The sequence below is a fragment of the Pseudomonas fitomaticsae genome (genome assembly GCF_021018765.1).
GTDB lineage: Bacteria > Pseudomonadota > Gammaproteobacteria > Pseudomonadales > Pseudomonadaceae > Aquipseudomonas > Aquipseudomonas fitomaticsae.
On record NZ_CP075567.1, the window covers coordinates 5,891,428 to 5,907,021 of the forward strand.

The 15,594-nt window shown below is 61.2% G+C and carries 13 protein-coding genes; 6 read left to right on the forward strand and 7 right to left on the reverse strand.

Going from position 1 to position 15,594, the window contains the following annotated elements:
* Positions 1–2 precede the first annotated feature (2 nt).
* Complete coding sequence (locus KJY40_RS26700) at positions 3–1,685, forward strand: hypothetical protein (RefSeq protein WP_230733737.1); 1,683 nt, start codon at positions 3–5, stop codon at positions 1,683–1,685.
* A gap of 16 nt (positions 1,686–1,701) precedes the next feature.
* On the opposite strand, the gene KJY40_RS26705 is transcribed toward KJY40_RS26700, so the two are convergent.
* From KJY40_RS26705 to KJY40_RS26715, 3 genes are read right to left on the reverse strand one after another with little or no spacing between them, the layout of a single operon-like run.
* The gene (locus KJY40_RS26705) at positions 1,702–2,292 is read right to left on the reverse strand and encodes an LON peptidase substrate-binding domain-containing protein (protein WP_230733739.1); all 591 of its coding nucleotides are present in this window, start codon (positions 2,290–2,292) and stop codon (positions 1,702–1,704) included.
* 10 nt (positions 2,293–2,302) lie between these two features.
* Positions 2,303–3,019, reverse strand: a complete 717-nt coding sequence (locus KJY40_RS26710; protein ID WP_007958637.1) for an LrgB family protein — start codon at positions 3,017–3,019, stop codon at positions 2,303–2,305.
* Positions 3,019–3,381: a CidA/LrgA family protein gene (locus KJY40_RS26715; protein ID WP_085697620.1), complete on the reverse strand. Its 363-nt coding sequence runs from the start codon at positions 3,379–3,381 to the stop codon at positions 3,019–3,021. The genes KJY40_RS26710 and KJY40_RS26715 overlap by 1 nt, the downstream gene beginning before the upstream one ends.
* A gap of 193 nt (positions 3,382–3,574) precedes the next feature.
* On the opposite strand from KJY40_RS26715, the gene KJY40_RS26720 reads away from it, so the two are divergent.
* The 4 genes from KJY40_RS26720 (at position 3,575) to KJY40_RS26735 (ending at position 9,355) form a co-directional block, all read left to right on the forward strand.
* Positions 3,575–4,030 carry a MaoC family dehydratase gene (locus KJY40_RS26720; RefSeq protein WP_007909575.1) on the forward strand — a complete coding sequence of 152 codons (456 nt, stop codon included), beginning with the start codon at positions 3,575–3,577 and terminating at the stop codon, positions 4,028–4,030.
* Positions 4,031–4,140: 110 nt separating this feature from the next.
* Positions 4,141–5,868 (forward strand): C13 family peptidase, encoded by a 1,728-nt coding sequence (locus KJY40_RS26725; protein WP_230733741.1) that lies wholly within the window; start codon positions 4,141–4,143, stop codon positions 5,866–5,868.
* 27 nt (positions 5,869–5,895) lie between these two features.
* The gene (locus tag KJY40_RS26730) at positions 5,896–6,537 is read left to right on the forward strand and encodes an oxidoreductase (protein WP_007958634.1); all 642 of its coding nucleotides are present in this window, start codon (positions 5,896–5,898) and stop codon (positions 6,535–6,537) included.
* A 442-nt stretch (positions 6,538–6,979) separates the two neighbouring features.
* A complete protein-coding gene (locus tag KJY40_RS26735; RefSeq protein WP_230733743.1) occupies positions 6,980–9,355 on the forward strand; it encodes a hypothetical protein in 2,376 nt (791 codons plus the stop codon).
* A 42-nt stretch (positions 9,356–9,397) separates the two neighbouring features.
* On the opposite strand, the gene KJY40_RS26740 is transcribed toward KJY40_RS26735, so the two are convergent.
* From KJY40_RS26740 to KJY40_RS26755, 4 genes are all read right to left on the reverse strand, one after another.
* The gene (locus KJY40_RS26740; protein ID WP_230733744.1) at positions 9,398–9,694 is read right to left on the reverse strand and encodes a YceK/YidQ family lipoprotein; all 297 of its coding nucleotides are present in this window, start codon (positions 9,692–9,694) and stop codon (positions 9,398–9,400) included.
* Positions 9,687–10,334, reverse strand: coding sequence for a flavin prenyltransferase UbiX (ubiX, locus tag KJY40_RS26745; protein WP_230733745.1), 648 nt, complete (start codon positions 10,332–10,334; stop codon positions 9,687–9,689). The genes KJY40_RS26740 and ubiX overlap by 8 nt, the downstream gene beginning before the upstream one ends.
* Entirely contained in the window at positions 10,331–11,680 is a 1,350-nt protein-coding gene (gene mpl, locus KJY40_RS26750) for a UDP-N-acetylmuramate:L-alanyl-gamma-D-glutamyl-meso-diaminopimelate ligase (RefSeq protein ID WP_007958628.1), read from the reverse strand. Before mpl ends, ubiX begins: the two co-directional genes overlap by 4 nt.
* Positions 11,681–11,750: 70 nt before the next feature.
* Entirely contained in the window at positions 11,751–13,667 is a 1,917-nt protein-coding gene (locus KJY40_RS26755) for a sigma-54-dependent Fis family transcriptional regulator (RefSeq protein ID WP_230733746.1), read from the reverse strand.
* Between the two features lie 299 nt (positions 13,668–13,966).
* Here KJY40_RS26755 and exaC point away from each other — a divergent pair, with 299 nt between their 5' ends.
* Complete coding sequence (exaC, locus tag KJY40_RS26760; protein ID WP_007958625.1) at positions 13,967–15,487, forward strand: acetaldehyde dehydrogenase ExaC; 1,521 nt, start codon at positions 13,967–13,969, stop codon at positions 15,485–15,487.
* Positions 15,488–15,594: the final 107 nt, after the last annotated feature.

The window sequence follows — 15,594 nt, forward strand, 5'->3', positions numbered from 1 at the left end:
CCATGCGACCGAAACCACCGTCACAGCTCACTCCGCCACGGGTCAATACACCCGACGATCCGAACATTCAACCACCTCGATTGCGAACGCCGGCGCCAGACCTGCAACCGCCACATTCATCATCAGGCCCGACCGTACCGCGAGACACCAACCCGACGCACACGCCATCGGGTCAGGCAACTCCCGAACTGCCGAAGGTCGACATTTCGGATTTGCCGGGCCTTCCCCGCGCCCCAGCGAGCGGACTGAACAGCTACCTTTTGAACCCGGCATTGCTGCGTAACCTGCAGCCTGCCAACGAAGAAGGCCTGCGTTACATCGTCGGTCGCCAATTCGTCGATGTGAAAGGCACCGGCACGGTGTACGTCGAATTCGACACAAACCTGAACGCCTATCGGGTAATGGATCTATACAAGAAGCTTGCACCGGGCCCGATTCTCTACAGGAACGCCGGAGAGTCGACATGGAGCACGTCCAACCCGTTGAAACGACAGCATGCAGCTGGCACTGGCGGTGAACCGACTGTGCCGCAAAAGCAATTTTCACCCGAACCTTTCCCGGCGCAATTGAGGGCAGCAACCACAGAACTGCTGGACGGACATTTCAAGCGGTTATACCCGCAGATGACCCACGGTGAGCGGGTCGTGTGGCTGCGTGCCTACAACCTTTCACCCCGTCAACACGTCCGGTTGCGCGACGACCTGAATGCCGATCCCCGGTCTCTGCCCGCATGGGCGGAAAGTCACAAGTTGCGAACACTGGATGCCAACGACCCGACCCGTTTCGATGCGCTCTACCAGGAAATCGAACCGCTATTGCAGCCCTTGCGAATCGGCAAGCTCGTGCACCATGGACTGGGCGACTTCGACGAAAGCGTCAGCCGGAATTTTCTCGACGGGTTCCTTGCGAAGCTGGGCTACTTGCGCAACAGCAGTGACAGCCTGTACCGCACGGACATCCCTGCGCTGTTCCGGGGTGACGAGCGCACACCTTTCGAGTTCTACAATGACGGCCGGATGTTGCCACGCTTGAAGCACCCCCGTGGCGCGACGACGGAGAAACCGATCAGTGCCACCATCAGCCTTGAACTTGTCAGGGGATACGCCGGGCGCGGCACCAAGTCCCCTGATCCGGAATACCTGCGCTACAACAATCAGAAGAACAAGTACCCCGGCAGGAAGCCTGGCGAGCCGGACGTCGAATCGGGAGAGTCAGACAACGAGTGGTCCGAGGTGTCCGATGTGGAACTGGATGACGAGCGTAATTACGACACCCTCCGGCACAATCAGCAGTTCGCGTTTGCCTACGTGATCGATACGCGAAAAATGGAAGTCGTCCTGAGAGAGGAGAACCTCTTCCTCAATAACGCCGCAACGAGGAAAGGCACCTGGTTTCCCGATGACGAACTCGAAGCACTGATTTCAACGTCCAGGCGCGGCATCGAATCGCAGCGCCTCTGGCTGCTCGACTCGACCTTCACTCGTGCAGCGAACGTCGATGACATTGGCGAACAGGCGCAAAGCGGCTATTTCAGCCACTCCATCGAAGAACGCACCCACAGCGGCGCCTTCAACCGGCATGAATACGACGATCTGATCGACAAGGTTGCCCAGGCAGGCAAGCCGATACTGAGACTGGATCAGGGCAAGGAGTGGTTCGCCAACGACATTGTCTGGCCCGAATAACCGGGCCGGCCGAGTTTCAAGCGAACAACTCGCCCTGCAACTCGTCGAGCAGCGCCTGGATCGCATCCAGTCGCTGCTGCGGATCATCGAGTTGCAGCAGATCGATCTTGTCCTCTTCGGCAAATGGCAACAGATACGCCAGCTGATTGGCCAGGGATTGCTGCCCCGCCGCTTCGATGCCCATGTTCAGTGCCTCGACCATCGGGTGCTCGGCGAGGGCCTTGAGCAGCGCAACCAGATCAGCGTCCTCATCCTGCAACGGCTGCTCGGGTTCTTCGTCCAGCCACTCGACCTCGGCCACGATCAGTTGATCACGTTGCACGTCGGTGCGCTGCACGATGAAGCGGCGCCCACCCTGCACCCGAATGCCCAGCAATCCGTTGTTCTGCTGCTGAAAATCAGTGATGCGCGCTTCGCAGCCGACCATGGCGAAACCTTCCGGCGCGACGCCGACTTCGCTGCCTTCCAGGATGCACACCACGCCGAACCCGCCGCCCTGTTTCATGCAGCGGCCGATCATGTCCAGGTAGCGCGCCTCGAAGATCTGCAAATCCAGATTGCAGCCGGGAAACAGCACCGTGTTCAGCGGAAAAAGCGGCAGACTCATAGACATTTCCTTACACCACCATCGACACCGCCAACGGCAGGAACACCGCCGTGGCCACGCCCATCAGACTCATCGCCAGCGCCGCGAAGGCGCCGCACTCATCGCTTTCCTGCAAAGCCACCGATGTGCCGACCGCATGCGCCGTCATACCCAGCGCCATACCCCGCGCCTCCGGGCTGTGCACGCCGAGACGAGTCAGCAACGCCGGGCCGAAGATCGCGCCGATCACCCCGGTGATCAACACAAACACTGCGGCCAGCGCCGCGACGCCACCGATCTGCTCGGCCACCAGCATGGCGATCGGCGAGGTCACCGACTTGGGCGCCATGGTCATCAGGATCATATGATCGGCACCGAACCACCAGCCCAGCGCCACACCCATGCCCGTGGCGACCACGCCGCCTATCACCAGCGTAGTAAAAATCGGCCAGAACAATTGGCGGATGCGTCGCAGATTCAGATACAGCGGCACCGCCAGCGCCACGGTTGCCGGGCCCAGCAGAATGCTGAGGATCTCGGTGCTCTTGCGGTACTCGGCGTAAGTCAGCCCGCAGCCGACCAGCACGCCGATCACCAGCAGCATCGAGACCAGCACCGGTTGCAGGAAAATCCAGCGGGTTTTCTCGAACGCCGCCAGCACCAGTTGATAAGCACCGAGGGTGATGCCGATGCCGAACAGGGGATGGTGAATCACCGAAGCCCAGGCACCTTGCCAGTCGAACAGCATCAGGACTCCTCCGAATGCGGCGCGTGACGCTTGACCAGGCGCTGCATCAGCACCCCGGCGAAGGCCATCGACAGAATCAGCGACACCACCAACGCCCCGACGATGGCCCAGAAATCCGCGGCAATCGCCGTGGCATACACCATCACGCCCACCGCCGGCGGCACCAGCAGCAACGGCAGATAACGCAACAGGCTACCAGCGGCGAGGTTCAGCGGTTCGCCGACTTCACCACGTACGATCAGGAATACCAGCAACAGCAAAAGGCCGATGATCGGCCCCGGCAGCACCGGCAACAGCAAATGATTGAGGGCCGTGCCGAGCAATTGAAACAGCACCAGCCACGTCAGGCCGCGTAGCAACATCCGTCATCTCCGTCTTACTTTCCAACCCGCAAGTCGTCGGCATTATAAGCACGCCTGCGCTATGGATCGGCATTCGCCAAAAGCATGGTCGGTTGACCTGAGCAAATCGCCATGATGATCTACAGTGGTTCGCAGGGCGGTCAAATCCCCCACCTGAAAAACTATAAAACCGATGAACCCAAGGAGAGTCTCAATGCCCTATGTTCCAGTTGCAGAGCTCAAAGATTATGTCGGCAAGGAACTCGGACGTTCCGAATGGCTCACCATCGATCAGGAGCGCATCAACCTGTTCGCCGAAGCCACCGGGGATTACCAGTTCATCCATGTCGACCCGGTCAAAGCCGCGCAAACGCCATTTGGCAGCACCATTGCACACGGTTTCCTGTCGTTGTCGCTGATCCCCAAACTGATGGAAGACATCCTGATCCTGCCGCAAGGCGTGAAGATGGTGGTCAACTACGGCCTGGACAGCGTGCGTTTCATCCAGCCGGTCAAGGTCAATTCCAAAGTTCGGCTCAAGGTCGACCTCGGTGAAGTGACCGAGAAAAAACCTGGCCAGTGGCTGCTCAAGGCCACCGCTACCCTGGAGATCGAAGGCTCGGACAAACCGGCCTACATCGCCGAACCGCTGTCGCTCTGCTTCGTTTAAGCGTCTGGATGCGAAGCGGCTCACGCTGTTTCGCATCCGCTCCTCCCTGCCGGCTGTATAAGGTCACATAGCTGCGGCATACTCGGTCGCCTAATTGCCCGGATCCCGCTATGCGCTCATTCGCCCCTCTTGCTCCCCTTGCCTTGACCCTGTTGCTGGCCGCGTGTGGCGACGGCGAATCGCTGTTGCCGCCGGATGCGCGCCTGCCCGACGGCGGCCGCTATCGCGGTGAACTGGTCGATGGCTTGCTGCAAGGCCAGGGCCGGGTCGACTACCCCAACGGCAGCTGGTACGCCGGGGCGTTCGACAAGGGGCAATGGCATGGCCAGGGCGAATGGCACGGCAGCAATGGCGAGGTCTATCGCGGCAACTTCCAGCAAGGCCTGTTCGACGGCCAGGGTACGCTGACCACCACGGCCGGCAGCTACACCGGCGGTTTCAAGCTGGGCCGGCGCGACGGCGAAGGCACCCTCAAAGAAAACGCGATGACCTATCGCGGCGAATTCAAGGCCGACCAGTATTCCGGGCTCGGTCGCCTCGAGCTGGACGATGGCAGCTCCTATCAGGGCCAGTTCGCCCACGGCAAACCCAACGGCGAAGGCCAGCGCGGCGATGCCAGCGGCAATCAGTTCACCGGCCACTTCGTCAACGGCCAGCTCGAAGGCAACGGCACCTTCAACAGTGCCGACGGCGACATCTACGTCGGCGGCTTCAAGAACAATCAACTGCACGGCAAGGGCCGCTACGAAAACGCCGATGGCGACGTCTGGCTCGGGCAGTTCAAGGAAGGCGCGCTGACCGGCAAGGGCGAACTGATCGGCGCCGATGGCAGCCACTACATCGGCTATTTCAACGACTGGCGCTTCAGCGGTCAGGGCCGGCTGAACCTGTCCGATGGAAGTTTCTACGTCGGCGGATTCGACAGCGACAGCTATTCCGGACGCGGCACCCTGGTGCTCACCGATGGCAGCGTGCTCAGCGGCACCTGGATCAACGGCCAGCGGGTACGCGATGCCGACGGCAAGTTGCTGCCGGACACCCTCGAACTCGGCCTGCTGGCCCAGGGTCGCCTGCTCGATGAAGCGCTGGCCAATGTGCCGGCCTCGACCCCGGCGGTGGAGCTGTACACCCTGACCCTCGGCGGCGACGGCAAGCAGAGCGTGTTCCTGCGCGAGTCCGATTACGTGGCCAACATGCTCACCAGCCGCTTTGGCGCGTTTGGCCAGATTCGTCTGGTCAACCATCGCGACCACCTCGGCGACCGACCGATGGCCACCCGCGAAAACCTGCGCCGCGCAGCCCTGACCCTGGCCGAACGCAGCGGCCCGGAAGACCTGGTGTTCATCTACCTGACCAGCCACGGCACTGCCGAGCACGAACTGGTGCTCGATCAGCCACGCATGGAACTGGCCGACCTGCCCGCCGACGAACTCGCCGCCGTGCTCGCGCCGCTGAAGAACCGCGACAAGATCATCGTCATCTCCTCGTGCTATTCCGGGGGCTTCATTCCTGCGCTGAAGGATGAGCGCACGCTGATCATGACCGCCTCGCGCGCCGACCGCGTGTCGTTCGGCTGCTCCGAGGAGGCCAACTTCACCTACTTCGGCGATGCGCTGTTTGCCCAGGCGCTGAACCAGACCGACGACCTGGAACAAGCCTTCAAGCTGGCGAAGGCCACCGTCGCCGAGCGCGAACTGGCGGACAACTTCGAAGCCTCTGAACCGCAGATCTGGGCGCCGAAGACCGTGCTGGCGCACTGGCAACTGCTGCGTAAACAGCAAGCGAGAAAAGCATTGCAAAGTGCTGCGTTGAACGACGGAGCGACAAAGAGCAACTAAGCTGAACAGTATCAAGGGAGAGACACTATGTACTTGACGCCTCAGCATGTCTTGCTTGCCGGAGCCACCGGATTGACCGGTGAACATCTGCTCGACCGTCTGCTCAACGAGCCGACGATCAGCCGCGTCCTTGCCCCTTCACGCCGGCCGCTGGCCGAACATCCGCATCTGGAAAACCCGGTCGGCGATCCGCAGACTTTCCTGCCACAACTGGCCGGTCGGGTCGACATCGCCTATTGCTGCCTCGGCACCACGATCAAACAGGCCGGCTCCGAAGAAGCATTTCGCGCCGTGGATCTGGACATGGTCGTAGCCTTCGCCAAGCGCGCCCGGGAAATGGGCGCACGGCACCTGATCGTGATCAGTGCCCTGGGAGCGGATCGCCGATCCTCGGTGTTCTACAACCGGGTCAAAGGCGAAATGGAATACGCGTTGCGAGCGCAGGACTGGCCGCAACTGACCATCTGCCGGCCATCGCTGCTGCTCGGCGAACGCAGCGAGCCGCGCCTGGGCGAACAGCTCGCCGCGCCGTTTTCGAAATTGATTCCCGGCAAGTACCGTGGCATCGAAGCCTGCCAGCTGGCCCGTGCCATGTGGCGCCTGGCGCTGGAGGAGCAGGATGGCGTGCGGATCGTCGAGTCGGATGAGCTGAGAAAACTCGGCAAATAAGTTCACTCGTCACAGCGGTTCAACGCGGATCCGGACAGCCATTTCCAATATTGGTCCGAACGTCTCGCGTTGAACTGCCCCCCATTGAAGTGCACTGAAACGCATCAATCACCGCGTCATACCTATCTACCACACCCCACTTCCCTTCCATGGATAACGTGCCCTTCCCCGGCGCACCTGCTTCTGTGGCCATCCCGTCACGGGACGGCCTTGCACGTCAGGCAATCAATGAAAGGACTCCTGCATGAGACCCAAAAATCCATTACCGAAAGGTACCGGTACACCTCACAACATCCCCGACTCAGCACCGCATTTATCCACACCGCGCGTTGAGCTTCCGGGTTTGATCCGATCCGGTGAATCTCCCCACCACAAACCCGACCCGCAGCTGTCGACACTATCGCCCTCAAGCAACTCGTTACCCACGGTACGGATCCAGGACTTGATTCCCACGATCAATGACGCAGAGAGCACTCCATCCAGCCACCAGCACTCGACCGATTCAATCCGCCAATACGAACTGCCGCCACAGACGCGAACACTTTTGCCCGGCGCCAATACCGAAGGGTTGCGGGTCCACAGGGGACGCATTTATGCCGAAGTGCAATACACCAAGACCGCTACGGTCTTGGTGGGCTGGGACGAAGGCGCGGGAACCTACCGGGCCAAGCTTCCACAGGAAATGCACCCCTCTGGCCCTGCCCTGCGATTCGACCCGCAAACCAACACCTGGCGAGTCGGCGAGCCAGCCGACAGCGGTGATCTGATCCGGTCCGTGATGCACCGCCAGGCAGACAGCCCGGCACAGAAACTCGTGCCCCAGGCGCATCCGGATACGGCTGCGGTTTATATCGACACCCGGCACTACGTGTGGGACACCGTCGTCAAACACCATGGCTATGTGGTCATGCACCGGAAGATGCGCCTGGACGACTCCGCCGGACCTCTGTCGCATCATGCCTTCAGGGACGATAACGGATCCTTTGTCAGTGTTGAGCCACCTGCTCATCCCATCGATCAGCCAGCCGAACTGCTGCCCGCCTGGACTGACCGCGACATCTGGAATCTCTACGGCCTGCAAGGCACCGAAATCACCCGTTTTCGCACCGAAGCCCACCGCTCCGGCGGGAAACCTCAGTGGGCCAGAGTCCGGACAGACCGGATGGAAAACGCCTATCTGTTTGACGAACTTCGCCGCTGGCTGGGACCGGACATGGACCGCGACATGTTCAACCGTCTTCTGGAACATCAGAAACGCACACCCGCCGAGTGGGTGAAACACCTCGAATCGGTCTCCCTGCACCGAGACACCTCACCCCCTCAAACTCCGTCGCCGCCCGGGTCGACACCCAAAACACCCGAGCTGCCATCACCTTCGCCACGCCAGCCAACACCCGGTATTTCCGAGACAGAGAACAGCATTACACCAACGTACGGGGACCAGCGTTACTACACCTGGGATCTCGACCAGTCGAGTTTTCACGGCTACGTCCAGATGCAGCGCAAATCTGGCCTGGATGACAGTCACGGACCGCTCACTCAACTGGCGTTTCGCGAAGGTGCCAGACTGACTGTCGTCAGACCCACTGATTATTCGATCTACCAAGCAAGCGTTCTACGCCCCTTCTGGCGAGACATCGATATCTGGAATCTTTACAGGATCGAGGGGCCGGATATTGTGCGCTTTCGTCGGGACGTCGCGCTCCACCAGAAACCACCCGGCTGGGTCAAACAACGGGAATATCCTTCACAGCGTGAACAACTGATCGACTACCTGCGGCTGTGGACCAACCCTGATTCGCCCCTCAAGTCACGAGAGCAAATCCTCGCCCGATTCCAGCCCTACAATCTTTCCGTCCAGCAACTGGCGCGATTGTGCAAGGAGCTGTCACCAACAGGGCAGTTCAAGAATCTGATCAATGATGAGGTGCCTGGGTGGGTCAGGACTCATCAAGAGCGCACCCGTCTGGTCAGCAACGAAAGACTGTTCGAACCGTTTTTGCCGGAAATCGATGCGGAAATCATCCAGCTCAGAAATCAGGGAGAAGGCACCAGCCTGCTGAAGGCCAGCCTGACCACCCCCTTCTTTCAAGAGCTGTTGCGCCTCTGCGGTTTTAAACGCAACAAACACAACTATCTGTACAGGACCGACATTCCCGCTGTGTTCAAAGTGGATGATCGGACACCTTTCGAAATTGCCCAGGCCGCTGCCATGGTTCCACAAGTGCTACCGGCCACGGGCGCCACGAGCGAAATACCGGTCAGTGCGATGTTCAGCCTCAAGACCGCCATGGACTTTGCGAATGAAGGCAAGGGTGTCACAGGCAACGAGTCGCGCCAGACAATCAGCGGCACCTCGACGCCCAACGCTCAGCGCATCCTGTTTTGCTACCTGCTCGATACCCGCAATGTGGAGGTGGTGGCGGGTCAGGATAATCGCGCCTACAACTCAGCGCGGCTCGAACGAACCCCCAAGGATGGCAAAACGTGGTTCCCGAGCATGAAGATGGAGGGCCATGTTTCTATGTCGCCTATCGGCTTCACATCGAGGCGCGTCTGGTTGGTCAACTCCGGCATGACCCGAGCGGCGACAGTGGAAGATATCCATTTGCAGGCGCTCGCCAAGGCCACCGGTTCGAATCAGAACCCTGCTGACGCCATCAAGGCCCACACACGAACAGGAGAATCGAACCGGGTCGAATATGACGAGTTGATCGATGAAGTGGCGAAGGCCGGCAAACGCGTCATCGAGCTGCCCGCCGGACAGGAGATTTTCTCCGACGACATCGTCTTTCCGCCCGAAACCATCACGCTGTAGGCGGAGCAACGGCTCGACTTTCTGTGGTCGAGCCACTGTTTTTCATAACCCGCCCGTTGCCTGGAACCCAACACCGATCACCGTCAGCAACGACAACGGCAACAGCAGCGTATCGAGCAATGCGCTGGCCGGCAGATCCACACCGGGATAGCTCGGTGCCTCGGCCCCGAATCGATCCATCGCGCAACATCCGCCATTCATCGCATACAGATCCAGCCGCGTGCCGGAATACACCACCGGCGCGCCGGGCTTGGCGGCATCGAGCGTGCGCGCCGTGGCGCAGCCGTTCAGTTGCAGTGCCAGCGCCATCAGCAGCACAGCCGCCAGCAGCTTATTCATCGCTGCTCAGATGATGTTCGCCCCAACGCGGCAGCATGTCCTGGGGAATGCCCAGCAGATTGAGAATCCGCGCCACCACGAAATCGATCAGGTCATCGATGGTCTGCGGCTGGTGATAGAAGCCCGGCGAGGCCGGCAGGATGGTCACGCCCATGTTCGACAGCTTGAGCATGTGCTCCAGGTGAATGCTCGAGTACGGCGCTTCGCGCGGCACCAGAATCAACTGGCGACGCTCCTTCAAGGTGACGTCCGCCGCCCGTTCGATCAGGTTGTTGCAGGCGCCGGTGGCGATGGCCGACAAGGTGCCGGTCGAGCACGGCACCACCACCATGGCGGCCGGGGCGCCGGAGCCCGAGGCCACCGGCGACATCCAGTCTTCCTTGCCATACACGCGGATCTGCCCGGCGGACGCGCCGGTGTATTCGGTGAGGAATGCCTGCATCATTTGCGGCTTGGCCGGCAGCGATACGTCCGTCTCGGTGGCCATCACCAGTTGCGCGGCCTTGGAGATCAGGAAGTGCACCTCGCGATCCTCGCGCACCAGGCAATCCAGCAGGCGCAAGCCGTACTGGGCGCCGGACGCACCGGTCATCGCCAGCGTGATGCGTTCCGGGCCATTGCTCGTCAGACGAGTGTTCATTTCAGCGCCTCGGCGAGTTTGCCGTGCAGGCCGCCGAAGCCGCCGTTGCTCATGATCACTACATGAGTGCCGGGCTGGGCCTGGCTCTTCACGCGTTCGATGATGCCTTCCAGCGAATCGCTGACAATCGATGGCACCGTGCACAACGCGGCAGTGCCTGCCAGATCCCAACCGAGGTTGGCCGGGGCGTACCAGATCACTTGATCGGCATCGACCACGCTGTCCGGCAGACCGTCACGGTGCGCGCCAAGCTTCATCGAATTGGAGCGCGGTTCGATGATCGCGATCAGCGGCGCATCGCCAATGCGTTTGCGCAGGCCGTCGAGGGTGGTGGCAATTGCAGTCGGGTGGTGGGCGAAGTCGTCGTAGATGGTGATGCCGCGTACTTCCGCGACTTTTTCCATCCGCCGTTTGACGCTCTTGAATGCGCTCAACCCGGCGATGCCCATCGACGGTACAACACCGACGTGACGCGCCGCCGCCAGAGTGGCCAAGGCGTTGGCAACGTTGTGCTGACCGGTCAATTCCCACTCGACCACGCCTTGGGACACGCCTTCGAACATCACTTCGAATGCCGAGCCGTCATCTTTGAGCAGTTTGACCTGCCACTGACCGCCGGCTCCGGTGGTTTGCACCGGGGTCCAGCAGCCCATCTCGATCACGCGCTGCAAGGCCGGTTCGGTGGTCGGATGGATCACCAGACCTTCACTCGGAATCGTGCGCACCAAGTGGTGGAATTGCCGCTCGATGGCTGGAAGATCCGGGAAGATGTCAGCGTGATCGAACTCAAGGTTGTTGAGGATCGCGGTGCGCGGACGGTAGTGGACAAACTTAGAACGCTTGTCGAAGAACGCGCTGTCGTACTCGTCGGCCTCGATCACGAAGAACGGCGTGCCACCCAGACGCGCCGACACCGAGAAATTCTGCGGCACGCCACCGATCAGGAAGCCCGGACTCATGCCGGCATGTTCCAGCACCCAGGCGAGCATGCTGCTGGTGGTGGTCTTGCCGTGCGTTCCGGCAACCGCCAGCACCCAGCGACCTTGCAGCACATGGTCGGCCAGCCACTGCGGGCCGGAAACATACGGCAGGCCTTTGTTCAACACATATTCCACTGCCGGATTGCCGCGGGACATGGCGTTACCGATCACCACCAGATCCGGTGCCGGATCGAGCTGCGCCGGATCGTACCCCTGGGTCAGCTGAATGCCCTGGGCTTCGAGCTGGGTGCTCATCGGCGGATAGACGTTGGCATCGGAGCCGGTCACGTGATGGCCCAGCTCTTTGGCCAGAACCGCCATCGAGCCCATGAAAGTCCCGCAGATACCCAGAATATGAATGTGCATAGTCGACCTCGTAAAACATGGCCGCAGGGTAGCCCAGGCAGGGGAAAACCGCATCCTCGTTTTCAGGGGGTCAGGCGCTGCGGGCGATTCCGTGTTTGCGCAGCTTTCTATAAAGGGTGTTGCGACTGACGCCAAGCTGCTCGGCCGTGTGGGTCATGTGCCAGCGCGTGTGTTCCAAAGCATTGAGCAACGCCAGCCGTTCGGCATCCTCCAGCGGCTGTCCGGACGATGCCTCATCGACTTTGACCAACAGCGGCTGCACTTGCCGGAACATCGCAGGCAGATCATCCAGCCCGATCCGCCCTTCATCGCACAACGCCGCCAGCGTGCGCAGCACATTGCGCATCTGCCGCACGTTGCCCGGCCAGTTGAACCCGAGCAGCGCCTGACGCGCCGGCTCGTCGATCAGGATCGCTTCCCCGCCCGCCTCTTCGGCCAGCAGGAAATCCAGCAGCTGCGACTTGTCACTGCGCTCGCGCAACGGCGGCAGCGCCACTTCCAGCCCGTTGAGCCGGTAGTAAAGGTCTTCCCGGAAACTGCCGTCGCCAACCCGCTCCAGCAGATTGCGGTGGGTGGCGCTGATGATCCGCACGTTGACCGCCTCCGGCTCGCCGCCGATCGGCACCACTTGCCGGTCTTCCAGCACTCGCAGCAGACGGGTCTGCAAGGCCAGCGGCATGTCGCCGATTTCATCGAGGAACAGCGTGCCGCCATCGGCCTGCTGCAACTTGCCGCGCATGCCGTCCTTACGCGCGCCGGTGAAGCTGCCGCCGCGATAACCGAACAGCTCGCTCTCGATCAGGCTCTCGGGAATTGCCGCGCAGTTGAGGGCGACGAAGGCTTTGCCGGCGCGTTGACTGGTGCTGTGCACAGCCTTGGCGAACGCTTCCTTGCCGGAGCCGGTTTCGCCATTGATCAGCAGTGGAACGTCACGCTCGAACACCCGCAAGGCCTTGCGGAAATCCGTCTGCAACGCAGCGTCGCCCAGACAAATGCCCGCAAGACGCGGCACTTCGACAGGCGCAGGAACCGGTGCTACCGGCAGCGGCCGACGTGTTTCGCCGCGCAGCACCGCAAACAGATGCCGTCCGTCCCGGGTGCGCAGCGGCCAACTGGCGCTGGCATTGGCACTCGCACGCCCCAGCAACTCATCAAGTGAACAGTCGAAAAACGCCTCCACCGGTTTGCCGAGCAAGCCGCCACGAATGTGCCCGAGCAGGTTCAGTGCGCTCTGATTGACCGCACTGATCCGCCCTTCCCCGTCAAACGCCAGCAGCCCTTCGCTGAACAGCCCGACGGACTCGGCCTGGAGATGGAAACGCAGCAACCATTGGTTATCGAAACAGCGCAGGAAGTAGCAGCTCTCGATCATCTTCGCCGACAGATTGACCAGCGCCATGGTGTGGAACTGGCTCTGGCGCGAGACGTCATGGCGCGCGGAGGAAACATCGAGCACCGCCAGCAGTTCGCCGTGCGGGTCGAACACCGGGCTTGCCGAGCAGGTCAGGCCGGTGTGGCGGCCGCGAAAGTGTTCGTCTTGATGAATCGTCAGGGCCTGACGCTCGACAAGGCAGGTGCCGATGCCATTGGTGCCCTCGCAGGCCTCGCTCCAGTCGGAACCCAGCCACAGGCCGGCGCGTTCGAAGATCTTGCGTTCGGCGGGAGCGGTGACGCAGTTGAGGATCACCCCGCGCGCGTCGGTCAGCAGTACCGCGTGGCCGGCGCCGGAGAGTTGTTGATGCAGGCTGCTCATTTCATTGCCGGCGATCTGCAACACCTGTTGCAGCCGTTCGCGGCTTTCGAGAACGCGGCCGTGTTCGAGCACGGTCGGCGCCATGGTCAGGGCCGGGTCGAGGTGATAGTCCTCAAGACAACGCAGCCACGAGCGGGCAATCGACGGGTCGGCACCGGGGCCATGCAGGTGCGGCTTGCCCTGGGTGACGGTGAGAACCTGTTGGGCATGGCGACTCAAATGGTTGTCGTGCATTTCTTATTATTCTCCCCGAGGCTCATCGGCCCATGCGTGAAGTGGTGCCCAGCATCCTCCAGCCAACCGGTCTTTGCAATGCTGGCAAGACCGCCCGGTCACAGGTTGTGCCAGAAGCGGTACAAACTGTCATCCCAGCTGTACCGATACCGTCACAGACGCTTGCCACTTGTCCGACAAAAATCACGCAAGGCCTTGATTTACCTGACCTGCACGGCAGTGGCCCGACCTTTGCTCTACGCTTATAGCAAGCGCTCATGCGCGTCTCTCTGATAAGTACAACAGCCAAGGAGAACATCATGCGTTACGCTCACCCCGGTACTGAAGGCGCCAAAGTCTCGTTCAAGAGCAAGTACGGTAACTACATCGGCGGCGAGTTCGTCGCGCCTGTCAAAGGTCAGTACTTCACCAACACCTCGCCAGTAAATGGCCAGCCAATTGCCGAATTCCCGCGCTCCACGGCCGAAGACATCGAAAAAGCCCTGGACGCCGCCCACGCCGCTGCCGATGCCTGGGGTTCCACTTCCGCCCAGGCGCGTTCGCTGATCCTGCTGAAAATCGCCGACCGCATCGAACAGAACCTCGAAACCCTGGCGATCACCGAAACCTGGGACAACGGCAAAGCCATCCGCGAAACCCTCAACGCCGACATCCCGCTGGCTGCCGACCACTTCCGCTATTTCGCCGGGTGCCTGCGCGCCCAGGAAGGCAGCGCCGCCGAGATCGACGGCAACACCGTCGCTTATCACATCCATGAACCACTGGGCGTGGTCGGCCAGATCATCCCGTGGAACTTCCCGATCCTGATGGCCGCATGGAAACTCGCCCCGGCCCTGGCCGCCGGCAACTGCGTGGTGCTCAAGCCTGCCGAGCAAACCCCGCTGGGCATCAGCGTGCTGCTGGAACTGATCGGCGACCTGCTGCCGCCGGGCGTGCTCAACGTGGTGCAAGGGTTCGGCAAAGAAGCCGGCGAAGCCCTGGCCACCAGCAAACGCATCGCCAAGATCGCCTTCACCGGCTCGACCCCGGTCGGCTCGCACATCATGAAATGCGCCGCCGAAAACATCATTCCGTCCACCGTGGAACTGGGCGGCAAGTCGCCGAACATCTTCTTCGAAGACATCATGCAGGCCGAGCCAAGCTTCATCGAAAAAGCCGCCGAAGGCCTGGTGCTGGCGTTCTTCAACCAGGGCGAAGTCTGCACCTGCCCGTCCCGCGCACTGGTTCAGGAGTCGATCTATCCGCAGTTCATGGAAGCGGTGATGAAGAAAGTCAGCCAGATCAAACGTGGCGACCCGCTCGACACCGACACCATGGTCGGCGCTCAGGCGTCCGAGCAGCAATTCGACAAGATCCTTTCGTACCTGGAAATCGCCAAGGGCGAAGGTGCCGAACTGCTGACCGGCGGCAAGGTGGAAAAACTCGAAGGCAACCTGGCTTCCGGTTATTACATCCAGCCGACCCTGCTCAAGGGCACCAACAAAATGCGCGTGTTCCAGGAAGAAATCTTCGGCCCGGTGGTGAGCATCACCACCTTCAAGGACGAAGCCGAAGCCCTGGCGATTGCCAACGACACCGAGTTCGGCCTCGGTGCCGGCCTCTGGACCCGCGACATCAACCGCGCCTATCGCATGGGCCGCGCCATCAAGGCCGGTCGCGTGTGGACCAACTGCTACCACCTGTACCCGGCGCATGCCGCGTTCGGTGGGTACAAGAAATCCGGCGTCGGCCGTGAAACCCACAAGATGATGCTCGACCACTACCAGCAGACCAAAAACCTGCTGGTGAGCTACGACATCAATCCGCTGGGCTTCTTCTAAAAAACCGGGCGACACCGAACTATCGGTGTCGCCCTTTTCATCCCGATGACAATCCCTGGCCTGGCCGCTCTGGCACGGGCCTTGCGTACCCGTCATTCAGGATTTGC